The organism is Skermanella pratensis (assembly GCF_008843145.1).
In the GTDB taxonomy this organism is placed as follows: domain Bacteria; phylum Pseudomonadota; class Alphaproteobacteria; order Azospirillales; family Azospirillaceae; genus Skermanella; species Skermanella pratensis.
Genome location: NZ_CP030265.1, coordinates 5,290,531 through 5,314,320, shown reverse-complemented (window position 1 = coordinate 5,314,320; position 23,790 = coordinate 5,290,531). Strand labels below are relative to the sequence as shown.

The following is a 23,790-nucleotide window of genomic DNA, read 5'->3' as shown; positions in this document are numbered from 1 at the left end:
ATCCGTCAGCGCTTTTCCGCCTCCTCCAGGATCCACTTCCTGAAGACCTCGCGGCTTTCGCCGGCCGGTCCCGGAACCGGCGCGCCCACTCCCGCCTCGACGATGAAGTAGCCTCGGTCGGCGCGCTCGTACGGCTCGCCGGCGGCGACAAGCTGACCGCCCTTCACCAGCGCATCGACCAGCGGCGACCAGCCCAGCGCCACGCCCTGGCCTATCAGCGCCGCCTGGAGGACCAGGGGATAGTTGTTGAAGGTCAGGTCGAGGCCGGCCGGCCGGCGGCCGGTCACCTTGTGGATTTCGAACCAGTCGCGCCAGGACAGCCACGGCGCGGATTCGGCGCTTTCCAAGTGGAGGAGCGGCACGGAGGCCAGTTTCTCCGGGCCGGCGGAAGGGCTTGATCCGGCCAGGAAGCCCGGGCTGCAGATCGGGGCCACGATCTCCGGGAACAGGCGGCGCGCGGTGCAGCCGGGCCAGGTGCCGGTGCCGAAGCTCACGGCCACGTCGATCGATTCCCGCCGGATGTCGATCATGTCCTGCGAGGTCACGATGCGGACATCCAGGTCGGGCATCCGCTCCCGCAGTTCCGCCAGGCGGGGCATCAGCCACCAGGCCGCGAAGCCGAAGTCGGTCGCGACGTTCAGGACCCGGCGGCCCCGTCCGACCCGGATCGCGGCCAGCACGGCGCCGATCTCGTCCAGCCCCCGGCGCACCACCTCGAACAGGCGCCCGCCTTCGGGGGTCAGGGCCACGCCTCGGTGAAGCCGGCGGAACAGCGGCACGCCCAGGTCCGCTTCGAGCCAGGCAACCTGATGGCTGACCGCCGACTGTGTCACGCCCAGTTCGCGGGCCGCCGCGCTGAAGTTCAGATGGCGGCCGGCGGCCTCGAAAAAGGCCAGCGGCTGGAGCGGCGGGCGGCGGATCGACATGAGCGCTCCTCATACCATCATGATCAACAAGCGGCTTCACGTCGGCCGCATTCGCCTGGAATTCTAATGAATGCGACGGTGCGGATCATCAGGCCCATGGGAATCGCCGAATGGCATCGCCGGATGGAACGTTTCGCGCGGCCGGGGCCTTACCCCGGTAAGCAGGCACAGCGGAGAAAGGTGGAGTGAATGTCAGGGCGAACTGCGGGCCGGCCGAACATACTGATCCTCATGGCCGATCAGCTGACACCGGGAGTGCTGGCCGCCTATGGCGGCGGGCCGGCGAAGACGCCGAACATCGACGCGCTGGCGGCCGGCGGGGTCACCTTCGAGTCCGCCTATTGCAACAGCCCCCTGTGCGCGCCGTCCCGCTACGTCTTCATGTCGGGCCGGCTGCCCTCGGCCATCGGCGCCTACGACAATTCGGCGGAGTTCCCGTCCGACGTCCCGACCTTCGCCCATTACCTGCGCCATGCCGGATACCAGACCATCCTGTCCGGCAAGATGCATTTCTGCGGGCCGGACCAGCTCCACGGGTTCGAGCAGCGGCTGACCACCGACATCTATCCCGCGGATTTCGGCTGGACTCCGGACTGGAGCGACTTCGACCACAGGCCGTCCTGGTACCACAACATGGGCTCGGTCATCGATGCCGGGCTTTGCGTGCGGACCAACCAGCTGGATTTCGACGAGGAGGTGGTGTTCGAGGCCAGGCGCAAGCTGTTCGACATCGCCCGCGGGCGCGACGACCGGCCGTTCTGCCTTGTCGTGTCGATGACCCATCCCCACGATCCCTACGCGATCACCGAGGAATACTGGAACCGGTACCGCGACGACGAGATCGATCCGCCGCGCGTCACCATCCCGCCCGACCGGCTCGACCCCCATTCCCGCCGGCTGCGGCATGTCTATGACATGGACAACGCCGAGATCACGGAGCGGAATGTCCGCGACGCGCGGCGGGCCTATTGCGGGTCCGTCTCCTTCATCGACGACCAGATCGGGCTGGTGATGCGGTCCCTGCGCGACAGCGGCCAGGCCGAAAACACCATCGTCGTGCTGCTGTCCGACCATGGCGAGATGCTGGGCGAGCGCGGGCTCTGGTACAAGATGAGCTTCTTCGAGCCGTCCAGCCGCATCCCGCTGATCGTCCACGCACCCGGGCGCTTCCAGGCCCGGCGCGTTGGTTCCTCCGTTTCCTCCGTCGACCTGCTGCCGACCCTGGCGGAGATCGCCCATGACGGCGCCGCCCCGTCCTATGCGACGCCGATCGAGGGGCGGAGCCTGCTGCCCCACCTTCAGGGAACCGGCGGCCACGACGAGGCGATCGGCGAATATCTCGCGGAGGGCGCCGTGGCGCCGATCGTCATGATCCGGCGCGGGACGGAGAAGTTCGTCCATTCGCCGGCCGATCCCGACCAGCTCTACGACCTGTCCGGGGACCCGGACGAGCTGGTCAACCTGGCGGAGCGGCCGGAGGCGGCCGGGACCGTGGCGGCCTACCGCGCCGAGGTCGCCCGGCGCTGGGACCTGCCCGCCCTTCACGCCCGGGTGCTGGAGAGCCAGCGGCGCCGGCACCTGGTCTACGACGCCCTGTGCCATGGCGAACGCCGCTCGTGGGACCATCATCCGCCGAACGACGCCTCGCGGAAATACATGCGCAACCACATCGACCTCGACGAGTTGGAGGCGATGGCCCGCTTTCCGGCGGTTCAACGCCGATAAGCCGCCGATCTTGGAACAGATGCGAAAGGACCGACGATGAAGGCAATGAGCGTGGCGGCAGGCGTGGCGCTTGCCGGGTTCGTGGCGGCGCTGCCGGTGGCCCAGGCCAGGGCGGCGGACCCGGCCTCCTGCAAGCTGGTCCGCATGTCCGATCCGGGCTGGACCGACATCACCGCGACCAATGCGGTCGCCGGCATCCTGCTGAAGGCGCTGGGCTACGAGCAGAAGGTCGAGACGGTGGCGGTGCCGATCACCTTCCAGGGCCTCAAGACCGGCCAGATCGACGTCTTCCTCGGCAACTGGATGCCCGCCCAAAGCCACCTCGCCGGCCCCCTGCTGGAGAACAAGGAGGCCGACCTTCTGCGCGCCAACCTGGAGAACGCCAAGTTTACGCTGGCGGTGCCCGACTATGTCGCGGAGGCCGGGGTCCGCAGCTTCGCCGACCTGGACAAGTTCGCCGACAAGTTCGAAAGCAAGATCTACGGCATCGATCCCGGCGCCCCCGCCAACCAGAACATCGACCGGATGATCGGGGCCGACGCCTTCGGCCTGGGCGACTGGTCGCTGGTGCCGTCGAGCGAGCAGGGCATGCTGGCCCAGGTCAACCGCAAGGCGCGGCGGGACGACTGGATCGTGTTCCTCGCCTGGGAACCCCATCCGATGAACGAGAAGTTCGACATCACCTATCTCAGCGGTGGCGACGAGTATTTCGGCGCGAACTATGGCGGCACCACGATCAACACGCTGGCGCGCCGCGGCTATGCCCAGGACTGCCCGAACGCGGGCAAGCTGTTCAGCCAGCTCGTCTTCAGCACCGACATGGAGAACGCGATCATGCAGGGCATCGAGGAGAAGCGGCAGGACCCGGCGGCGGCGGCGGCCGAAGTCCTGAAGGCCGGCCCCGAACCGATCGCCGCCTGGCTGGATGGCGTCACCACCCTGGGCGGCGAACCGGCGCTCCCGGCGGTCAGGCAGGCGCTGAAACTGGACTGACCGGCGACCGGGCCTGTTCTGGAAGCAGCCGGCCCACCGTCAGGATCACCTCCTCCGGCAGGAACGGCTTCCGGAGCGTCGCCCGGGCGCCGAACTGCTCGGCATGGCGCAGGAAATCGCAGCTGCCGAGCCGTCCGCCGCCCGAGATCGCCATGATCGGCAGGTCCGGGAGCGATCGCTGGAGTTCCCGGATCGTCTCGATCCCCTCCTTGGTCGGCATCAGGATGTCGCAGATCACCAGGTCGGGCCGGCAGCGGGCGACCTCGCCGAGCCCTTCCTCGCCGTTGGCGGCTTCGGCGACGCGGTAGCCGGCCCGGGTCAGGATGCGGGACAGGGTCAGGCGGACCAGCTTCTCGTCGTCGATCACGACGATCGTCTTCGTCAGGGCGGGGTTGGGAATTGGGTCCATTCGCAAACCTGTGGCTGTTCGTCAGATGAAGTCGCAGGGGACGGGTTCGAGGCCGGCCGCCTCGAAGGCGGGCAGGTGGACGTCGAACACCGTGCCTTCGCCGGGCCGGCTCCGGCATTCGATGCGGCCGCCATGACCGGTCACGATGCCGTGGACGACGGCCAGGCCCAGGCCGGTGCCCTCGCCGACCGGCTTGGTCGTGAAGAAGGGTTCGAAGACGCGCGCCCGGACCGTCTCGTCCATGCCCATCCCGGTGTCGGCGACGGTCAGTCGGACCTCGCCGTCCGCGGCGGCGATGGTCACGGTCACGGTTCCGGCGCGGTCGCCGATCGCCTGCGCGGCGTTGGTCACCAGATTGACGACCACCTGATGGAGCTGCGACGGGTCGGCCATGACCAGCGCTCCGGAAGCGCAGCGGAAGTCCACCGCGACGGCGGGAGGCAGCGTGTGGCGCAGCAGTTCCCAGGCGGAGGTGAGCAGGGTCCCGACATCGACCGGCCGGCGTTCCGGCGTTTCCTTGCGGCTGAAGGCGAGGATCTGGCGCACCAGGTCGCGGGCCCGGGCGGCGCCGTGGACCACCACCTCCAGGTCGGCGCGCTCCCCGCTGCCGGGGGGCAGGCTTTCCAGCACGCCTTCGGTCAGTCCAAGCACGGGCACCAGCGCGTTGTTCAGATCGTGGGCGATGCCGCCGGCCAGGGTGCCCAGCGCCTCCATCTTCATCGCCTGCTGCAGTTGCCGCTCAAGCTCCAGCCGCTTGGCCTCGGCCCGGCGCTGCTCGGTGACGTCCTGCAGGGTGCCGATGATCGCGACGGTCCGGCCGCCGGACAGGACGGGCTCGCACTTGCAGCGGCAGCGCCGCATTCCGCCGTCCGGCCGGGTGATGTCGAACTCGATGCCGGCGGGCGTCGAGCCGGCGACCGCCTGGTCCAGGAAACGCCGCAGGTCGCCGCGGATCTCCTCGCCGACCAGTTCGAAGATGTTGGCGAGGGTCGGACGGTACGCCATCGGCTGCCCGAAGATCCGGTGCATCATGGGCGACCAGAGAATCCGGCCGGACGCCAGGTCCAGCTCCCAGCTTCCCATGCGCGACACGGACTGAGCCCGCGTCAGGTGCTGCTCGTTGCGGCAGAGCCGCTCCCCCGCCGCGCGCAGCGCCTCGGTCGCCCGGTCGCGGCGGTGCATCTGGCCCAGCAGCGCGATGGTCAGCCCGACGACGCCCAGTCCCGCCGCCAGTCCGACCAGGGCGTGGCTGCGGGCGCCCAGGCGCCAGTCGGCCAGCGCCTCCTCGACCGAGACGCCGACCACCGCGCCGAGCGACAGGCCGTCGATGGCCCGGATGCCCATGATCCGGTCGATGCCGTCGAGCGGCGTTTCCGCGTGGAAGGTTCCGGCTCCGGCGGCGGGCGGAGCGTCGCCGAACAGCAGTGCGGTGGGCACGCCGGCATCGGTGTCCGGCCTGCTGCCGGCCGGAAGTTCGAGGGTCACCACGTGATCGCCGGAATAGAGCGCCACCAGCCCCAGCTCTCCGATCCTGAGGGTCCGGTAGAATGCCTGGAAGTGCCGGAAATCGATCACGGCGACGAGCACGCCGGCGAAGGCCCCGTCGAACGTCCCCACCCGCTGGCTGATCGGCAGGACAAGGTTCTGCGAAACCAGGCTCGGCACCGCCGATCCCATCAGCAGCCCGGTCTCCCCGCCGGCGTGCCTGCGGAAATAGTCGCGGGACGAGATGTCGATCGAGGAGGGCGGTTCCGCCCGCGTCGAGGCGACCAGCCGCCCGTCGGTCCCGATGAAGGACAGGGCGCCGAAATAGGGCAGGCTGTTCGCGTTCTCCCGCAGCACCCGGCGCACCCGGTCCGGCTGCAGCGTGTCGGCCCGCGTGCTCATGCGCAGGTGGAAGGCGGTGGCGGCCAGCACGGCACCGACGGCCGAGGCGGTCTCCCGCGTGTGCGCCTCCAGCACCCGGGACAGCCGGTCGGCGGTCGCGGTGGCGCTGGCCAGGGCCGCGGCCCGGTCCTGCCGCAACTGGAGCAGCAGCATGAGGCCGAGCAGGCTGATGATCCCGAGGCCGAAGGCCTGGGCGGCCCGGCGCTTGCGGGTGGACCGGCGCAATCCTCCGGACCTGTCGCGCGGTCCCATGCGGAAGAATTCCCTGCCTGACGATAAGATGTCCCTATGGACAGAAAGGATTGTATGCTCAGTAAGTATTAATATTTTATGCGCGGCCCGGTATCCTGGAGCTGCCGGTACGGAGCAACCGGGCATCTATGTTGTTCAGCAAGCCGGGGGTTCCCGACATGCGGGACGCCAAGCCATGGACCAGACACGATGAAGCTGCCAGCCGCCGTTCTTCTCCTGCTCGCCTTGACGGCGGGATCTCCCGTCCTTTCCCGTGCCGCCGAACCGGCGGCGCAGGACCGCCAATTCGTCGAGCAGGCGTCGCGCGCCGGCCTGGCTCGGGTGGAAACCGCGGAACAGGCCCTGGCCAAGGCACACGACGGGCGGGTGCGGACCCTGGCCGAACGGATCGTCGAGGACCAGCGGCCGATCAACCAGGAGCTCACCGTGTTCGCGGGCGACGCCGGGATCGTGCCGCTGTCCGCCGAAGCCTCGCCGGCCTCCGTGCCGGGCGATCTGCTGGAGCTTGCGGGAGCCGCGTTCGACCGGGCCTACCTGGAGGCCGAGACGGCGACCCAGAGGATGCTGATCGACCTGTTCGACCGGCAGTCGAGGGAGGGTGCCGATCCGGCGCTCCGCACCTTTGCGGCGAACCACCTGCTGTCGCTGCGCGACCATCTGGAGATCGCCCGCTCGCTCGGCGACGAGCTGCCGCCGACGGCCGCCAAGGAGTAGGCGGCATGTCCTCCGTCCGATGGCTCGCGCTGTTGCCGGTCCCGCTGTTCCTGCTGTCGGCCTGCGCCACAGCGGAAGGGGCGGGGTCGTCGCTCGGCTGCGGCCGCCCGCCGCCGGCCTCGCCTCCGCAGAGCGTCGTGGTGGACGGGCGCGAGCGCGCGCTGATCGCCGATATCCCGGCCGGCTACGAGCCCGGCCGGCCGCACCGGCTGGTCGTGGCCTTCCACGGGCGGACCAACGACAATGCCCAGGTCAGGAGCTATTACGGTCTGGACAAGGCGGCCCGCGAGCCGACCCTGTTCGTCTATCCCCAAGCCCTGCGGCAGGCCGACGGCACCTTCAGCTGGTCCGATCCCGGCGATGGCTCGGGAAGCCTGCGCGACTACGGCCTGTTCGACGCCGTCGTCGCCCGCTTCGCGGAAAGCTACTGCGTCGACCCCGACCGCATCTTCGTGGTCGGACATTCGCTGGGGGCGTCGTTCGTCAACAGCCTGGCCTGCGCCCGCGGCGACCGGATCCGCGGCGTCGGCAGCGTCGCCGGGGGCATCGTGCCGTCCCGCTGCCGGGGCAGCGTCGCGGCGCTGATGCTGCACAACCCGGCGGACGAGCTGGTGCCGATCTCGGAAGGCGAGCGGGCCCGCGATACCCTGGTGGCCCAGAACGGCCAGGACGAGACCTCGCCCGAGCCGGCCGGGGCCGGCGCCTTCCGGTGCGACCGATTCGCCGACCGCGACCCGGCCAACCCGGTGCTGTGGTGCCCGCACGACCGGGACCACAATGCCCGCGGGCGTTATTACCCGCACCAGTGGCCGCCGGGGACCGGCGAGGCGATCATGGATTTCTTCCAGGGACTCCGGTGAGCGTCAGGTGAGGAGCAGCACCATCACCTGGGGCGCCAGGATGCGCAGGCACATCACCAAGGGGTAGACGGTGGCGTAGGCCAGGGCGGGGGCCTCGCTCCGGGCCATGGCGCCGGCGAAGGCCAGCGCCGGCGGGTCGGTCATGGATCCTGCCAGCAGGCCGCACAGGCTCAGATAGTTCAGGCGCATCGCCAGATGGGCGAACAGCGCCACGGTCATCAGCGGGACGATGGTGATCAGCGCGCCGCAGGCCATCCAGGCCAGCCCGTCGCCGTGGACCAGGGTATCGACGAAGCGGTCCCCCGACCGGAAACCCACCACCGCCAGGAACAGCACGATGCCCAGCTCGCGCAGCGCCGTGTTGGCGACCGGCGGCATGAACCAGACCAGCGGCCCGACATGGCCCACGCGGGCCAGCAGGATCGCCGCGATCAGCGGCCCGCCGGCGAGCCCCAGCTTCAGCGGCGCGGGCAGTCCCGGCACCACCAGGGGCACGCTGCCCAGCAGGAGCCCCAGCAGGATGCCGAGGAACATCGGCACCAGATGGACCTGCTGGAGCCGCCGTTCGGAATTGCCCAGCACGCCCGCGACCTGCCGGATATGCTCCGGCGTGCCGATGACGTTGACGATGTCGCCGAACTGGAGCCTGAAGGCGGCATCCGGTACCAGCTCGACCCCCGACCGGACCACGCGGGAGATGCGGACGTCGTAGGTGTCCTGGACGTTCAGCGCCGCTATCGACCTGCCCAGCACCTGGGCGTTGGTCACCACCATCCGCGCCCAGGCGAGGTCGGTTCCCTTCGTGGTGAGCTTCAGGTCGCTCTCCGGCCCCAGCACCGACTGCATCCTGAGCAGGCCCGGCCTCGGCCCGACCAGATGCAGCACGTCGCCGGCCTGGAGCCGGGTGCCGTCATGGGGCACCCGCAGCCTGCCGTCCCGCATCATGCGCGAGACGATCACGCCGCAACCGGCCAGTTCGGGCAGGTCTCCGATCGCCCGGCCGCCCAGCACCTCGTTGCGGACCGCCACGTTCATGGTCTCCAGCGCCGCCACCTCGGAGCGCCGCCGCTCCTCGAACGCACGGGCGGCTTCGGCCGGATCGACGCGGAACAGGGCCTTCACCGCCAGCATGGTGATCAGGATGCCGGCGATGCCGAACGGGTAGGCCATGGCGTAGCCGAGGCTCGGCAGCGCCAGCATCTCCGGCGCGGCGCCGACCTCCTTCAGCACCTGCTGGGCGGCGCCCAGCGACGGCGTGTTGGTCACGGCCCCGGAGAACAGGCCCAACACGACCGGCAGCGGCAGCCCGCCCGCCAGATGGACCGCGACCGCCGTCGCGGCGCCGAGCACGACCATCGCCGCCGCCATCAGGTTGAGCGCCAGGCCGGACCGCTTCAGCGCGGAGAAGAAGCCCGGTCCGACTTGGATGCCGATGCTGTAGACGAACAGGATCAGCCCGAACTCCCGCACGAAGTCGAGCATGGCGTGGTCAAGCGCCAGACCCGCCAGCTTGGCGGCGTGCCCGACAGCGATCCCGGCGAACAGGACGCCGCCGATGCCGAGCCCGACGCCGCCCAACTTGATCTCGCCCAGGGCCAGACCCAGCACGGTGACGAGGCACAGCATCAGCATGACCTGGGCGACGGCCGGCAGATCGCCGATCAGACCGGTCAGAAGTTCCATGGGGCGAGGATATCCCGATCGGGCAGGGGAGGAGGTGATGGCCGCGATGCTACGCCGGGACGGTCATCCCTGCCCAGTGCCCTTGCTGCGGTGCAGCAATTTGTCCCGCCGCCGCGGTGTCCCGGACCGGAACCCGGTCAGGAGGGCCGGGTTGCCCGCAGCACCGGAGCGCCGCCCCCGCCGCCTTGCCGCCGTCGAAGCTGGGCTCCCGCCGCAGGGCCGCCGGATCGGCCGGGCCGGCGGCGGCGCGCTTGCGCGACGGCCGCCGCCCGCTCAGCCAGAAGGTCAGGCCGGCGATGCCGAAGGTGCCTGCCAGGATGCCGATCACGCCGGTCCGCACCCATTCGGGCACGATGATCCCGCTGCCCGCCGGGTCCGGCGCCTCGCGCATGCCTTCCGGCGGGGCCTGCCCGACGGAGTCGACGGCGGTGCGCGGCGCCGCCTGGGGAACCGGTTCGCCGGGCGCCGCGGCGCGCCTCGCCGGAGCGGGGGCGGTGTAGGTGGAGTTTCCGGCGGTCTCGGCCTCGCTGGAGGATCGGCCGACCACGCCCAGGGCCTGCACGCCCTCGGGCGCGCCGTGGGATTCGACCTGGGTCCTCGGCGCCGCCACCGGCTTGGGCGCCTCGCCGCGGGGGGCCTGGCTCGGCTGGGGACGGCCGTTCGGCCCCGCGAGGTTGCCCATGGTGGGTGCTGCGGCGGCCTGGCGTGCCGCCAGCATATGGCTGGTGGTCGCCTGGTCGAGCTGCCCCGTCTGCTTCAGTCCGGCCGATTTCTGGTAAGCGCGAAGGGCCGCGCGGGTCGGGTCGTTCATGTCGCCGTTGGGACGGCCCTTGAAGAAGCCTTTGTCCTTCAGGATCGTCTGCGCCCACTGAACGTCGGCGCTTTTCGGATCGGCCGCGCGGGCCGGACCGGCTCCGGGAGCCGATACCGACAGGCAGACCGCAACGCTCGATACCGCGAGCCAATGCCCCCGGAACCCCATTCCCAAACTCCCTGGCAGGTAACCCTATCTTTCATATCAGGCCATGCCCCGGCCGCGCCGCATCTTTTTCGCGCCAGCCGCCGGGAAGTTCGGGTGTGATACGCTGGGGCAACAATCAGTAGGGGGTATCGGACGGGCGGCGCTGGATCCTGCACCCGCGCCGGGGTATTTCCGCTTTCTGGACGCCCTGAAGAGCGACCCCGGGGAGCGCGCCCGGGAAACCGACAAGCCTGCCGAAGCGTAGAATATCGAATTTCAGTATCGTTGCAGTCATGTTTCAGAATGGCTGTTTTTTCGTAAAGAAAGACTTGCTCCCGTCCGACTTCCGGGTGTCGCCGATATGGCACAGGAAAAAAAACTGACCCGACTAGACATTTGCTCTTCTGGTCAAGGGTTGACCTATCCCGAATACTCCGCTCCAGGGTCCATGCATTTCGGAGCGGTTCCATGTTGTCCAGATCGAAGGTCTTGAGCGCGGCATTGCTTGCCGGAGCGGCACTGTCGGTGATGCAGCCGCAGGCCGCCGGGGCGCAGCTTACGGTGAAGCTCGGCGGCTTCACGACCTTCCGCGCCGCCACCTTCGACAGCGACGCCCCCGGGGCCACGAGCCGGGAGTTCCAGAACGAGGTCGAGATCCACGTCGCCGCCGACGGAAAGGCCGACAACGGCCTGCTCTACGGCGCGCGGATCGAGCTGGAGAACGAGGGTGCCGGCGGCGGCATCGTCACCGACGAGGCCTCGGTCTATCTCGGCGGCGCCTGGGGGCGGCTGGAACTCGGCGACCAGGACGGCGCCGCCGACCAGTTGTTCGTCTTCGCGCCGACCGTGGGCAACGGCCAGATCGACGAGGACTGGTTCGACTTCGCCGGCCCGGATATCGATACCGACGACCTGCTGCTGCCGACCGACACCTCCGACTCGACCAAGATCACCTACATGACCCCGAAGATCGGCGGGCTGCGGGCCGGCGTCTCCTATACGCCCCAGTTCGACAGCGAGGGGCAGAACGTCGTCGCCCTGGATCCGACGGACCCCGACACGGACAACCTGTACAAGGACCTGATCGAGGCCGGCATCGGCTACGAGCGGGAGGTCGCCGGCTTCTCGCTGGAGATCGGCGCCGGCTATGTCCACGGCGACGCCAACGACGGGACGGAGGCGGAGGATTTCGATGCCTGGGGCGTCGGCGCGCAGGTCGGCTACCAGGGCTTCAAGGTCGGCGGCGCCTACAACGACAACGGCGACAGCCTGATCGAGACCGACGACCCCGACGCCAAGTCCTGGAACGTCGGCGTCAGCTACGAGGCGGATGCCTGGGGCGTGGCGGCGCAGTACCAGAAGGTCGACCTGCCCGGCCGCGACATCGACATCTACGGCCTGGGCGCCGCCTACCAGGTCGCCTCGGGCCTGACCGTCGGTCCCGACCTGATCTTCTTCGACGACGACGACCCGGAAGTCGGCGACGGCTACGTGGCCCTGATCGCGGTCAACCTGGAATTCTGACGCGGGCGGGCGCGGTTCACCGTCGCCGCGCCTCCTGGAGGCCCTTGCGCGCCAGCTCGTCGGCGCGTTCGTTCTCCGGGTGGCCGGCGTGGCCGCGGACCCAGTGGAACTCGATGTCGTGGCCGGCTTTGGCGGCGTCCAGGCGCTGCCACAGCTCGACGTTCTTGACCGGCTTCCTGTCGGCGGTCTGCCAGCCGCGCGACTTCCAGCCGTGGATCCACTTGGTGATCCCGTCCTTGACGTACTGGCTGTCGGTATGGAGCCGGACCTTGACCGGGCGCTTCAGCGCTTCCAGCGCCTGGATCGCCGCCATCAGCTCCATGCGGTTGTTGGTCGTGTTCGGCTCGCCGCCGCACATCTCCTTCTCGACGGCGCCGTAGCGCAGGATGGCGCCCCAGCCGCCCGGCCCCGGATTGCCGCTGCAGGCACCGTCGGTATAGATGTCGACGACCTTGGGACCGTCCGAGTCGGTGCTCATGCCGGTCATTCCAGTCCCCCCTTAGTCGAGCCCGTAGTCGCCGGGGCCGCGCACCTGCTGGTGGAAGCGCAGCTTGTTCCAGTACTCCAGGGGGTTCTTCGGCTTGACGAAGGCCCCCGCCGGATGGTTCAGCAGGTCGTACAGGCGGGTCAGCAGGAAGCGCAGCGCGCTGCCGCGGGCCAGCAGCGGCAGCGCGGCCAGCTCCGCGTCGGACAGCGGCCGGACCTTGCGGTAGCTCGACAGCAGCAGCCGCGCCTTGGTCGCGTTGAACGCGCCGTCGGGCTCGAAGCACCAGGCGTTCAGGCAGATCGCCACATCGTAGGCCAGCAGGTCGGTGCAGGCGAAATAGAAGTCGATCAGCCCCGACAGATCGCGCCCGCGGAAGAACACGTTGTCGGGAACAGGTCGGCGTGGATCACGCCGGAGGGCAGGGCGTCCGGCCCCTCGGCCGAGGGCCAGCGCGCTTCCAGAAGGTCCAGCTCCGCCGCCAGCGCTTCGGCAAGGCCCGGCTTGACCTCGTGGGCGCGGTCCGCGCAGGACTCGAACAGCGGCCGCCAGCCGGAGACCGACAGGTTGTTGGCCCGGCCCATCGCGAAATCCGCCCCGGCCAGATGCATGCCGGCCATGGCCTCGCCCAGCGCCGCGCAATGATACGGGTCGATCCGCCGCGGCCACATGCCGTTCAGGAAGGTCACCAGCACGGCGGGCCGGCCGCACAGCTCCCGGAGCGCCTCCCCGTCATGGCCGTGCAGCGGCACCGGGCAGCCGACCCCCTTGGCCGCCAGATGCTCCATCAGGCCCAGGAAGAACGGCAGGTCGGCGCGGTTCACCCGCTTCTCGTAGAGGGTCAGGATGTAGGGCCCGCTCTCCGTCACCAGCAGATAGTTGGAGTTCTCCACCCCTTCGGCGATGCCCTTGCACGACAGCACCGCGCCCAGCGGGTACTGGGCGGTGAAGGCGTTCAGGTCCTCGTCGGAAACTTCGGTGTAGACGGCCATGGCGGTTGGGCAACTAACCCTTTTCCGATCGGGGGTCAAGCGCCGCTTGGGGCGGGGTCCCCGAGCCCGCCGCCTGCGACATCGCCGTCCTTGAGCCGGCGTTGGCGCCGCCATACGAAAGTGTGGACGGACGTCCGACCGAAGTGGTGCCCCGATGAACGACGAGAGCGACGACGAGAGCGACGACGGGATGGGCGGCCAGCAGGAGGGCAGCCGGCGGCTGATCCGGCGTCACGACCAGTTCGCCAAGCAGCTGCTGGACCAGCCCGGCATCGCCGACGCGTTCCTGCGCGAGCGGCTGCCGGCGGCGGTCGCCGCCTGCCTGTCCGACGCCCCGGCGGTCGACCGGTCCGAGAGCTTCGTCGACGCCGCGCTCCGAGAACGTCGCGGCGACCGGCTCTACGCCCTGAGCACCTGGAACGGCGATCCGCTGCAGGTGATGGTCCTGTGCGAGCACAAGAGCAATCCCGACCAGGGCACCTTCCCGCAGGTCCTGGGTTATCTCGGCGGCACCGCCGTGCGCGGAGCGGTGCGCCGGGTGCTGCCCGACGGCACCGTGCTGATGGTACCCGTTCCGGTCTATGCCGTGGTGCTGTACCATGGCACCCGGACTTGGTCGCTGCCGACCCGGCTGCGCGACGCCTACGGCATGCCGGCCGGGCTGGTGGACGCCGGGCTGCTGGATTTCGGCTATGTCCTGGTCGACCTGGGGGCGATCGCCGACGAGGATCTTTCCCGGCATCCCGACCTTCAGGCCGGACTGCTGGTGCTGAAATACGCCGGCCGCGACGCCGACCCGCAGGAGACGCTGGAGCGACTGCTGTCGGCCGCGGCGGGGGCCGGCTTGACGGTGATCGTATCGGTGGTCAGGTATCTGTTCGGGGCGGCCGAAGACCTGGACCGCAAGCGGTTGAAGGCCATGCTGGGCCGTGTCGTGCCGAGGGAGGACGAGAAAGTGGTATCGATAGCGCTCCGCGAATATCTTGACGAGGCACGCGCCGAAGCGCGCGCCGAAGCACGCGCCGAAGCCCTGGTCCAAGGCCGGGCCGAAGCCAGGGCGGAAATGCTGCTCAGGCAGATCGGACGTCGATTCGGGCCGCTTCCCGAGGAAGCGGTCCGGCGGGTGCGCGAGGCGTCGCCCGTGGAGCTGGATCGCTGGGTGGACGATATTTTCGACGCGCCGTCGCTCAAGGCGATGCTGGGCGATTGCAAGTAGGTCCGCGGCGGGCATACGCACGAAAACGGCTCATCCACGACCGTCACGAAAGAAATTCATGCTGGAGTCACGCGGACGCAACGCTTTTGTCTAAAAGTGCGTCCGCGCTACTACCAGGGAATGATTGTGCCAGACCTTCGGCCAGACTTCCGGACCGCCGCCTCCGACGATACCCTTGATCCGGTCGCCCGCGGGCGCGACCTCAGCGCCGCGGACATGCTGGTTCCGCTGACGCCGATGCATTTCCAGACCGCCTGCGAGGTGGTCGTACAGCATCTCGTCGACCATGCGGAATGGCCGGCCCTGGCGGTGGTGGACGACGATGGCCGGGTCGTGGGGCTGGTCAGCCGGACCGACCTGCTGTCCATCCTGGCCAAGCCCTTCATGCGCGACCTCTACCAGCGCCGGCCGATCGAGTCGCTGATGCACCGGACGCCGCTGGTGGTCGATGCCGGGGCCAGCCTGGACGAGATCGGCCTGCGCATCGCGAACGAGGCGCCCGACGCGCTGGTCAACGGCTTCGTCATCGCCGACGCGGGCCGCTACGCCGGCATCGGCACGGCGATAGAATACATGAAGCGGCAGGTCGAGCAGGCGCAGCGCCGCGGGCGCGACCTCGACGTGGCGCTTCGCGCGGCGGACGTCGCACTGCGTACGGCGGAGGAGGCGAACAAGGCCAAGAGCTCCTTCCTGGCCAACATGAGCCACGAGATCCGCACTCCGCTGAACGGCATCCTCGGCAACCTGGAGCTGCTGAAGCTGACCGATGTCGACCCGCATGCTGCTGATGGCGCCCAAGCCCGACTCGAGGCTGAACCGCCGGATCTACGCCGCCGGATTCGCGGCGTCGCTGCCCAAGCCGTTGCGCCGCGACCAGCTGCGCCACGGCATCGCCGCCGCGGCCGGCCAGTTCGCCCAGACCCTGGTCGAGGATTCCTCGGCCAAGGACCTGCGCGCGCTTTCGGGCAGCCTGGGCGACAGGGCCGCCAGCCTGCGCATCCTGGTGATCGACGATACCCAGATGAACCAGATGGTGGCCCGCCGCCAGCTCCGCCAGCTCGGCCTCGATTGCGACCTTGCGGACAACGGCGCCGCCGGGTTCGAGCTTGCCCGCGCCAACACCTATTCGCTGATCCTGACCGACTGCCACATGCCGGAGATGGACGGCTACGAGTTCACCCGCGCGCTGCGCGCCTGGGAGGCCGGTCAGGGGGAGGGGAGCCGGCGGACCCCCGTGGTCGCCATGACCGCCAACGCGCTTCACGGCGACGCCGCGCTTCACGCGCGCCCTGGTCGGCAGTCTGCTGGGATATCTCGGCGCCAAGGGCGTCTATCGGGCGGAGAACGGGGCCGACGCGCTGTGGATGCTGGAGGGCGGCAGGATGGAGTTCGACGCGGTCATCGCCGACCTGAACATGCCGCGGATCAACGGGCTGGAAATGCTGAAGGCGATCCGCTCGGGGGCCAACGGCTGCCGCCGCGACCTGCCGGTGATCATGCTGACCGGCCATTCCGACCTGGAACTGGTCAGCCGCGCCATGGCGCTGGACATCAACGGCTTCATCGTCAAGCCGGTATCCCAGGGCGCGCTCGCCTCCCGGCTGGCCCGGGTCTTCGGCGAGGAGATCCGCACGGTCCGCCCCGAAAGCGAATACGCCAAGGTGGACATGCGGCTTGGCTTCGACGAGCCGCCGCCGGAAAAGGCCGGGCTCCCGGAAAAGGCCGGATTGCCGACCCGCCCGCTGCCGGTTCCTCCCGAGGCGCCGGACGGCGGCATGGTCAGGATAGCGCTGACCGACGTGCCCCCGGGAAGCGTGCTGGCCAAGGACGTGATCATCCCGTCCGGCCTGGTCATCGTCAGCAAGGGAACGCTGCTCAGCAAGAGGCTGGTCCAGCGGCTGAAGGACCTGGCGGATCTCAATATCGTGATAGAACATATCTGGATCCGGGAGTAATCCGGCACGATAGCACCGATCGCGGCGTTCATCGTGTAACTGTCATTTGCCTTCGCGATGCACAAAAAGGCACGGAGAAATGTCACAGGCGGGCGATTACTTTGTGGCAGCCCTATGGGTGGGGTATTTCCCGCGTGGGAATTGTGAAATTGCCACCATTGTTTACCGTTTGCGTTTACCTCCGGAGATACGAAGCATGATTCTCGTCAACGAAGACACGGGTGTCGAACTCGACATCACCGACCAGATCGCCGGATTGCTGGAGATCGGGCGGTCGGCGGATTTCGACACGGACGAGAACTGCGACTTCATCATGGGGCTGGGCCGGCGGATCACCCTGGCGACCGGACCCAACGTTCCCGCCGGCGTCCTGTCCCGCCTGATCGGGCAGATGCCCCTGGAATACGCGGCCTATGTCGGCGACCTCTGGGCCGAGGCGGCGGAGTTTCCCAACGGCCGCCCGCCCGAACCCGGTTTCCGGTTCAGTCTTGCCGGGATCGGCCAGTCCTTCGGGCTGTCTCGCCTGTTCGGCCGCGGCGCCGAGAAGGAAGCCGGTCCCTGAGCCCCGCGGCGGGATCCCGCGGGGCTTCGCTCCGCAACGCTATTCCGCTGCCGTCGTCAGCACCCTCGGCAGCTTGAACACGACGTCCTCGCGGGTCAGCGTCACCTCCTCGATGGTGACGTCGAACCGTTCGCGGGCGCCCTGGATGACTTCCTGGATCAGGACGTCGGGAGCGGAGGCGCCGGCGGTAACGCCCAGCGTCCGCACGTCTTCCAGCCCGCTCCAGTCGATATCCGTCGCGCGCTGGACCAGCATGGCGCGCTCGCAGCCGTGGGTCCGGGCGACCTCGACGAGGCGCATCGAGTTGGAGGAGTTGGGCGCCCCCACCACCAGCACCATGTCGGCGCGGGGCGCTATCGCCTTGACCGCCTGCTGCCTGTTGGTCGTGGCGTAGCAGATGTCTTCCTTGCGAGGCTTCTCGATGGCCGGGAAACGGGCCTGAAGCGCCGCCACGATGGCGGCGGTATCGTCCACCGACAGGGTCGTCTGGGTCACGAAGGCCAGGTTGTCCGGGTCCTCGACCTCGATCCTCGGGACGTCGCCGACGCTCTCGACCAGCACGACGCTGCCTTCGGGAAGCTGGCCCATGGTGCCGACCACCTCCGGATGCCCGGCATGGCCGATCAGGATCACCTGCCGGCCCTGCTCGTGGTGGCGTTCGGCCTCGATATGGACCTTGCTGACCAGCGGACAGGTGGCGTCCAGATAGAACATCCTGCGCCGCTCGGCCTCGGCCGGAACCGCCTTGGGCACGCCGTGGGCGGAGAAGACGACCGGAACGTCGTCCGGGATCTCGTCCAGCTCGTCGACGAAGACGGCGCCCTTGGCCTCCAGTCCCTCGACGACGAACCGGTTATGGACGATCTCGTGACGCACATAGACCGGTGCGCCGTATTTTTCCAACGCGACTTCGACGATCTGGATCGCGCGGTCAACCCCGGCGCAGAAGCCCCGCGGGCTGGCCAGCAGGATGGTCAGAGGCCTGGACATAGTTCAACCTTGCACTTGGTACCCCCGGCGGGGCGTCCCGCCGCGGGAGGAATGGTGTGGCCGGCTTGTGCGGCGCCGATACCTTGCTCTACAGTCGCACCGCACGAACCTACAAGCGAGTCATCAAGTGGCGATGTTTTTCGGACCCGACCGTAATATAGGAACGCTTGGCAGGAAAGCCCGCGGCGCATTGCTGGCAGCCATCATACCCCTGATGGCTGCCTGCTCCGGCGCCGGCGGGCAGCCTCCCGAGGCGGCGGGAGCGAACGCCGTCCCGCTGGCCTGCCCCCGCGTGACGATTCCGGAGGAGACCCGCGAGGTGACCCGCTTCCGGGCCGGCGGCGGCCGTGACATGACGGACGTCACGTCGCGCGCCGCGGTGCTGGACTATACCGGCGGGTGCGAATATGACCGCGACGGCGTGACCGTCAACCTCAATCTGGTCCTGGCAGCCGAGCGCGGACCGGGGACCCGGGATGCCCAGGGAGCGTACCGCTACTTCGTCGCGATCACCGACCCGGGCGGGCGGATCGTCGCGAAGCGCGAGTTCGACACCACGATCGACTTCTCGCCCAACGTGGGCCGCGGTGGCTCCATCGAGGAGCTTCAGCAGCAGATCCCCCTGCCCGAAGGCGCCAGCGCCGCCAGTTACGGCGTGGTCGTGGGTTTCCAGCTCGACCCGGCCGAGCTGGAGTTCAACCGGAACCCGCAACGGAATTTCTGACAAGGGGGTTTTTCACAAAGCAGTTTCCGGAGGGTGCGTCCGCTGGTCGCGGGGTTCCCGGCGGCCGGGGTTTCGGCGTGGCGGGAAAGCGGCGGCGTGTTACAAATCCAGGCATCGGTTTTTCGACGACGCGGGCTTGCCCTGGAGACCGCCGGCAGCCCGATCCGGAAACCGGCCGGTGAGTGCCGGCCGGTGAGTTGAAGGCCAGCACAGGGGCGCCACGCCTGCCATGACGGAACTCAGTCTCGGCTTCGGCCTTGCCTTCACCGACCTGTACGAACGTGCCGGGCTCGTCAAACTCGACTGGCATTTCATCGACCATCTGAGGCAGGCGGACACGGCCCTGGCCGACCGGTTGCTGGCCGCCCGCGCCGGACCCGCGGCGCTGGATGCCGCGGCGGAAAGCGCCGTCCTGATCGAGCTGGCACCCCATCTGGACGATTTCGTCGGCCGGCTGTTCGGCATCGGCGGAGCGCTGCGCGACCTCGCGGCGCGGCACCACGAGCTGGCGCCGCTCTATGCCGCCAAGCGCCTGTTCGTCCAGCGCCGGGCCGCCAAGGCGTACCGGCCGGAGGAGGCCGCCGGGTTGGACGGCGACGCGCTGACGGCGGCGCTCGAAGCGCATCTGGGCATCCAGTTCGACGAGCTGACCTTCGCCAGGACGGTCCTCGCCTGGGGCGAGGACGAGGCCGGCCACGCAGCCGAGCTGGACCTGGCGGCCCGCTACGCCGCCTGGGCGCTCCACTCCCGGCCCGGCCGGGCCCGCCACGGCCACGGCGTGCTGTTCCAGGTGCCGCGCAGGACCGACCCCGGCCATCTGGTGCCGCTGGAGACGGTGGAGACCGCCGGCGTCTCCATGATGCGGCTGCCCGAGTCCCGGCTACGGTTGCGCCAGGGCTTCGGCCTGACCGATCCGGGCACCGACCTGATCGGCGCGCTGGACGAGGCGAATTATTGTATCTGGTGCCATCACCAGGGCAAGGACAGCTGCTCCAAGGGCCTGCGCGACCGCAAGACCGGCCAGTACCAGAAAAGCCCGTTCGGCGTGACCCTGGCCGGCTGCCCGCTGGAAGAAAAGATCTCGGAGATGCACGCGGTCAAGGCCCAAGGCCATGCCGTGGGGGCGCTCGCCATGATCGTGGCGGACAACCCGATGTGCGCCGCGACCGGGCACCGCATCTGCAACGACTGCATGAAGGCCTGCATCTACCAGAAGCAGGAACCGGTGGACATCCCGCAGGCGGAGACGCGCACGCTGAAGGACGTGCTCGAACTGCCCTGGGGGTTCGAGGTCTACAGCCTGCTGACCCGCTGGAATCCGCTGGACATCCGGCGCCCGCTGGCGCTGCCCGACAGCGGCTACAAGGTGCTGGTGGTGGGGCTGGGGCCGGCGGGGTTCACCCTGGCGCACCATCTGCTGAACGACGGCCACACGGTGGTCGCCATCGACGGGCTGAAGATCGAGCCGCTGCCGGCCGACCTCTCGGGCGTCCTGCCCATGGGCCGGCGGGTCCATTTCCGGCCGATCCGCCAGATCGAGGACCTCCGCGACCATCTGGACGAGCGGATCATGGCCGGCTTCGGCGGCGTCGCCGAGTACGGCATCACCGTCCGGTGGGACAAGAACTTCCTCAAGCTGATCCGCCTGCTGCTGGAGCGCCGCCGCCAGTTCGTGATGGTCGGCGGCGTGCGCTTCGGCGGCACCCTGACCATCGAGGACGCCTTCGACGCCGGGTTCGACCATATCGCCCTGTGCGCCGGCGCCGGGCGCCCGACGGTCATCCCCATGCGCAACGGGCTGGCGCGCGGCGTCCGGCAGGCGTCGGACTTCCTGATGGGGCTCCAGCTGACCGGAGCCGCCAAGGAGGAGTCGGTCGCCAATCTTGAGGTCCGCCTGCCCATCGTGGTGGTTGGCGGCGGCCTGACCGCGATCGACACGGCGACCGAATCGCTGGCCTATTACCCGGTCCAGGTCGAGAAGTTCCTGCGGCGGTACGAGATCCTGTCGGCCGAGCGGGGCGAGGAGGCGGTCCGCCGGGCCTGGTCGGAGGAGGAGCGCCTGACCGCGGACGAGTTCATCGCCCATGCCCGGGCGATCCGGGCGGAGCGCGAGCGGGCGCGCGGCGAGGGTCGCCCGCCGAAGCTCCAGCAGCTCCTGGGCGGATGGGGCGGCGCGACCATCGCCTACCGGCGCCGGCTGATCGACTCGCCCAGCTATACCTTGAACCACGAGGAGGTCGAGCACGGCCTGGCCGAGGGCATCCGCTTCGTCGAGGGCGTCAGCCCGCGCGCGGTCGAGGTGGACCGGTTCGGCCATGCCAGCGGCCTTCATCTCCGCCGAGAGGCGGTCGGACCGGACGGCGTGGTGGCGCCGGCCGCCGAGGACGTGCTGCTGCCCGCCCGCACCGTCCTGATCGCGGCGGGCACCCAGCCCAACACGGTGCTGGCGCGCGAGGAGCCGGAATGGGTCGAGCTGGACGGCCGCTATTTCCGCGCGCTGGACGAGGACGGCCATCCGGCCGTCCCGGAGAGATCCTGCAAGCCGGGTGCGGTCCATGTGCTGATGAGCCGCCATCCCGACGGCCGCTCGGTGTCTTTCTTCGGCGACCTGCACCCGTCCTTCGGCGGCAACGTGGTCAAGGCCATGGGCGGGGCGAAGCAGGGCTATCCCGTGGTTTCCCGCGTGCTGGCCCGCCGCGAGCCCACCGCGGTGCCGGCGGACGCCGTGATCGACATGGCGAACCACGACCTGCGGGCCACGGTCCACCATGTGATCCGGCTGACCCCCAACATCGTCGAGGTCGTCGTCAAGGCGCCGCGCGCCGCCGAGCGCTTCCAGCCCGGCCAGTTCTACCGGCTGCAGAACTTCGAGACGCTGGCCCACCAGGTGGACGGCACCACCCTTGCCATGGAGGGGCTGGCGCTGACCGGCGCGTCGGTCGACCGGAAGCACGGCCTGCTGTCCACCATCGTGCTTGAGATGGGCGGTTCGTCCGACCTGTGCGCGCTGCTCAAGGCGGGCGATCCGGTGGTCCTGATGGGGCCGACCGGCAGCGCCACCGAAATCCCGGAGGGGGAGACCGTCTGCCTGGTCGGCGGCGGCCTGGGCAACGCCGTCCTGTTCTCGATCGGGCAGGCGTGCCGGGCCAAGGGAAACCGGGTGGTCTACTTCGCCGGGTACAAGAAGCTGATCGACCGCTACAAGGTCGACCAGATCGAGGCGGCGGCCGACCTGGTGGTCTGGTGCTCCGACGAGGCGCCCGGGTTCGAGCCGACCCGGCCGGGCGACCGCCGCTTCGTCGGCAACATCGTCCGCGCGATGCAGGCCTATGCCGACGGCGAGCTGGGAGAGCCCGCCATTCCCCTGGACCAGGTGGACCGCATCGTCGCGATCGGCTCCGACCGGATGATGCAGGCGGTGGCGCTGGCCCGCCACACCGTCCTGGCGCCGCACCTGAAGCCCGGCCACGTGGCGATCGGCTCGATCAACAGCCCCATGCAGTGCATGATGAAGGAGATCTGCGCCCAGTGCCTCCAGGCCCACAAGGACCCTGCGACCGGCGCCGAGACGGTGGTCTTCTCCTGCTTCAACCAGGACCAGGACCTCGACCGCGTCGATTTCGCCGGACTCAACGAGCGCCTGCGCCAGAACGGCGTCCAGGAGAAGCTGACGGCCCAGTGGATCGACCGCTGCCTCAAGGCCCTGCAGGTCCGCCGGATGGCGGGTTGAGGCCGACCCGCGCCGGCCAGCGCTATTTTCCCGGCCCTGGTGTCACACGGTCAGCCGGTCGCGGTGCCGGGCCAGGACCTCCTCCGGGACCAGCCCGCGGCTGACCAGTTCGTCCACCGACCTGAAGGGCCGGTTCGCCAGGATGCGCTTGGCCCGCGCCTTCCCGATATGCTTCAGGCTCGTCAGATGTTTGGGGGGCGCCTGATTGATGTCGATCGCCCCGGTCGGCGCGGCCTCGGCCTGCCTGGCCTTGGGCCGGGACTGCTTCGGCTGCCTGGCATCCGCGTTTCCTTCGTCGCCGGCAAAGGCGTTGTAGGCGACGGCGGCACCGATGGCCCCCACCGCAACTGCGGCGACGGCTCCGGCGACGGTCTTCTTGTCCAGTTCCACTCTCGGATCTCCTGATGTTTCCCATCTTTCAACGGTGTCGGGACAGGCAGGGTTCCGCGCGGGGATTCAGCCTGACGCCTGCGCCTCAAGGATGCAGGTCAGCGCCTTCGCCGCCCCCTCGATGTCCGCCTTGAGTGCCGCGCGGGCCGCGGGGCCGTCGCCGCGCAGCAGCGCGTCGCGGATCGCGCGGTGCTCGGCGTTGGAGGCCCCCAGGCTGCCGGCGGAGTTCAGCAGGTCGAAATAGGGGCCGATCCGCAGCCACAGGGACTCGATGATCGACAGCATCGAGGCCGATCCGGCCGCCCGGTAGATCGTGAAATGGAACTCCCGGTTGGCCGGGACGTAGCGGCGGCCGTCCCGCTCGCCATGGGCGGCCTCCATCTCGGCCATCAGGGCGTCCAGCCGCTCCAGGTCGGCGGCGGAGATCGATCGCGCCGCCCATTCGGTGGCCACACCCTCGATCTCGATCCGGACCCGCTTCAGATCCTCCAGCCGCTCGACGCTCAGGGGCGGGATGCCGACCGAGCGGCCGGCCACGACGGTCAGCGCCTTCTCCGCGACCAGGCGGTGGAGCGCCTCGCGCACCGGCATGGCGCTGACGCCGAAGGCGTCGGCCAGGCTCTGGATCGTCACCGTCCGGCCCGGCTCGATCCCGCCGTTCAGGATCAGGTCCTTGAGCTGGCGGTAGACATGGTCCTGGACGGTCTCCCGGAGCACCGGGCGCAGGGGAAGGGTCTTGGACGTGACCGCCATCGGTGTTGCTTTCTTTTCCTCGGCGCCTCGAAGGGCCTTGCCTCGATCCATGATCTTTGA

General features: G+C 69.4%; 19 protein-coding genes and 3 pseudogenes. 12 read left to right on the top strand and 10 right to left on the bottom strand.

The window, feature by feature from the left end:
* Positions 1-5: 5 nt before the first annotated feature.
* Positions 6-926, bottom strand: a complete 921-nt coding sequence (locus DPR14_RS24445) for a choline sulfate utilization transcriptional regulator (RefSeq protein ID WP_158047472.1) — start codon at positions 924-926, stop codon at positions 6-8.
* Positions 927-1,157: 231 nt separating this feature from the next.
* Here DPR14_RS24445 and betC point away from each other — a divergent pair, with 231 nt between their 5' ends.
* Together betC and choX are read left to right on the top strand one after the other, a co-directional pair.
* Positions 1,158-2,651 (top strand): choline-sulfatase, encoded by a 1,494-nt coding sequence (betC, locus tag DPR14_RS24440; protein ID WP_246148555.1) that lies wholly within the window; start codon positions 1,158-1,160, stop codon positions 2,649-2,651.
* Between the two features lie 36 nt (positions 2,652-2,687).
* A complete protein-coding gene (choX, locus tag DPR14_RS24435; RefSeq protein ID WP_158047470.1) occupies positions 2,688-3,644 on the top strand; it encodes a choline ABC transporter substrate-binding protein in 957 nt (318 codons plus the stop codon).
* On the opposite strand, the gene DPR14_RS24430 is transcribed toward choX, so the two are convergent.
* The gene (locus DPR14_RS24430; RefSeq protein ID WP_158047469.1) at positions 3,619-4,053 is read right to left on the bottom strand and encodes a response regulator; all 435 of its coding nucleotides are present in this window, start codon (positions 4,051-4,053) and stop codon (positions 3,619-3,621) included. The genes choX and DPR14_RS24430 overlap by 26 nt on opposite strands.
* A 21-nt stretch (positions 4,054-4,074) precedes the next feature.
* Positions 4,075-6,192, bottom strand: a complete 2,118-nt coding sequence (locus DPR14_RS24425; RefSeq protein WP_158047468.1) for an ATP-binding protein — start codon at positions 6,190-6,192, stop codon at positions 4,075-4,077.
* A 189-nt stretch (positions 6,193-6,381) separates the two neighbouring features.
* On the opposite strand from DPR14_RS24425, the gene DPR14_RS24420 reads away from it, so the two are divergent.
* Together DPR14_RS24420 and DPR14_RS24415 are read left to right on the top strand one after the other, a co-directional pair.
* A complete protein-coding gene (locus DPR14_RS24420; RefSeq protein ID WP_192499148.1) occupies positions 6,382-6,906 on the top strand; it encodes a DUF4142 domain-containing protein in 525 nt (174 codons plus the stop codon).
* Between the two features lie 5 nt (positions 6,907-6,911).
* A complete protein-coding gene (locus DPR14_RS24415; RefSeq protein ID WP_158047466.1) occupies positions 6,912-7,766 on the top strand; it encodes a CE1 family esterase in 855 nt (284 codons plus the stop codon).
* A 3-nt stretch (positions 7,767-7,769) separates the two neighbouring features.
* Here DPR14_RS24415 and DPR14_RS24410 read toward each other — a convergent pair whose 3' ends face one another.
* Positions 7,770-9,449: a putative transporter gene (locus DPR14_RS24410; RefSeq protein WP_158047465.1), complete on the bottom strand. Its 1,680-nt coding sequence runs from the start codon at positions 9,447-9,449 to the stop codon at positions 7,770-7,772.
* A gap of 49 nt (positions 9,450-9,498) precedes the next feature.
* On the bottom strand, positions 9,499-10,431 hold the full coding sequence (locus tag DPR14_RS24405) for a peptidoglycan-binding domain-containing protein (protein WP_158047464.1): 933 nt from the start codon (positions 10,429-10,431) through the stop codon (positions 9,499-9,501).
* 447 nt (positions 10,432-10,878) lie between these two features.
* Between DPR14_RS24405 and DPR14_RS24400 the strand changes: the two genes are divergently transcribed.
* A complete protein-coding gene (locus DPR14_RS24400; protein ID WP_158047463.1) occupies positions 10,879-11,934 on the top strand; it encodes a porin in 1,056 nt (351 codons plus the stop codon).
* A gap of 16 nt (positions 11,935-11,950) precedes the next feature.
* Here the strand turns inward: DPR14_RS24400 and rnhA are convergent, their stop codons facing one another.
* Together rnhA and DPR14_RS24390 are read right to left on the bottom strand one after the other, a co-directional pair.
* The gene (gene rnhA / locus DPR14_RS24395; protein WP_211103865.1) at positions 11,951-12,421 is read right to left on the bottom strand and encodes a ribonuclease HI; all 471 of its coding nucleotides are present in this window, start codon (positions 12,419-12,421) and stop codon (positions 11,951-11,953) included.
* Positions 12,422-12,433: 12 nt separating this feature from the next.
* Positions 12,434-13,410 (bottom strand): annotated as a pseudogene (locus tag DPR14_RS24390) (homoserine kinase).
* Between the two features lie 154 nt (positions 13,411-13,564).
* Here DPR14_RS24390 and DPR14_RS24385 point away from each other — a divergent pair.
* The 5 genes and pseudogenes from DPR14_RS24385 to DPR14_RS24370 all read left to right on the top strand — a co-directional run bounded on the left by DPR14_RS24385 (position 13,565) and on the right by DPR14_RS24370 (position 17,143).
* Positions 13,565-14,626 carry an Rpn family recombination-promoting nuclease/putative transposase gene (locus DPR14_RS24385; RefSeq protein WP_158047461.1) on the top strand — a complete coding sequence of 354 codons (1,062 nt, stop codon included), beginning with the start codon at positions 13,565-13,567 and terminating at the stop codon, positions 14,624-14,626.
* 120 nt (positions 14,627-14,746) lie between these two features.
* A pseudogene (locus DPR14_RS29195) lies at positions 14,747-15,349 on the top strand (CBS domain-containing protein); the annotation flags it as partial.
* 43 nt (positions 15,350-15,392) lie between these two features.
* A pseudogene (locus DPR14_RS29190) lies at positions 15,393-15,827 on the top strand (response regulator); the annotation flags it as partial.
* 181 nt (positions 15,828-16,008) lie between these two features.
* Positions 16,009-16,581: a response regulator gene (locus DPR14_RS24375; protein ID WP_158047459.1), complete on the top strand. Its 573-nt coding sequence runs from the start codon at positions 16,009-16,011 to the stop codon at positions 16,579-16,581.
* A 196-nt stretch (positions 16,582-16,777) separates the two neighbouring features.
* Entirely contained in the window at positions 16,778-17,143 is a 366-nt protein-coding gene (locus DPR14_RS24370; protein WP_158047458.1) for a hypothetical protein, read from the top strand.
* Between the two features lie 39 nt (positions 17,144-17,182).
* Here DPR14_RS24370 and ispH read toward each other — a convergent pair whose 3' ends face one another.
* Complete coding sequence (ispH, locus tag DPR14_RS24365; RefSeq protein WP_158047457.1) at positions 17,183-18,133, bottom strand: 4-hydroxy-3-methylbut-2-enyl diphosphate reductase; 951 nt, start codon at positions 18,131-18,133, stop codon at positions 17,183-17,185.
* A 190-nt stretch (positions 18,134-18,323) separates the two neighbouring features.
* Here ispH and DPR14_RS24360 point away from each other — a divergent pair, with 190 nt between their 5' ends.
* Positions 18,324-18,857 carry a hypothetical protein gene (locus DPR14_RS24360; protein ID WP_246148552.1) on the top strand — a complete coding sequence of 178 codons (534 nt, stop codon included), beginning with the start codon at positions 18,324-18,326 and terminating at the stop codon, positions 18,855-18,857.
* Between the two features lie 229 nt (positions 18,858-19,086).
* Positions 19,087-22,587 carry an FAD-dependent oxidoreductase gene (locus DPR14_RS24355; RefSeq protein WP_158047456.1) on the top strand — a complete coding sequence of 1,167 codons (3,501 nt, stop codon included), beginning with the start codon at positions 19,087-19,089 and terminating at the stop codon, positions 22,585-22,587.
* 42 nt (positions 22,588-22,629) lie between these two features.
* Here the strand turns inward: DPR14_RS24355 and DPR14_RS24350 are convergent, their stop codons facing one another.
* On the bottom strand, positions 22,630-22,977 hold the full coding sequence (locus tag DPR14_RS24350; RefSeq protein ID WP_192499146.1) for a ComEA family DNA-binding protein: 348 nt from the start codon (positions 22,975-22,977) through the stop codon (positions 22,630-22,632).
* A 66-nt stretch (positions 22,978-23,043) separates the two neighbouring features.
* Complete coding sequence (locus tag DPR14_RS24345) at positions 23,044-23,730, bottom strand: GntR family transcriptional regulator (protein WP_158047454.1); 687 nt, start codon at positions 23,728-23,730, stop codon at positions 23,044-23,046.
* Between the last annotated feature and the right edge of the window lie 60 nt (positions 23,731-23,790).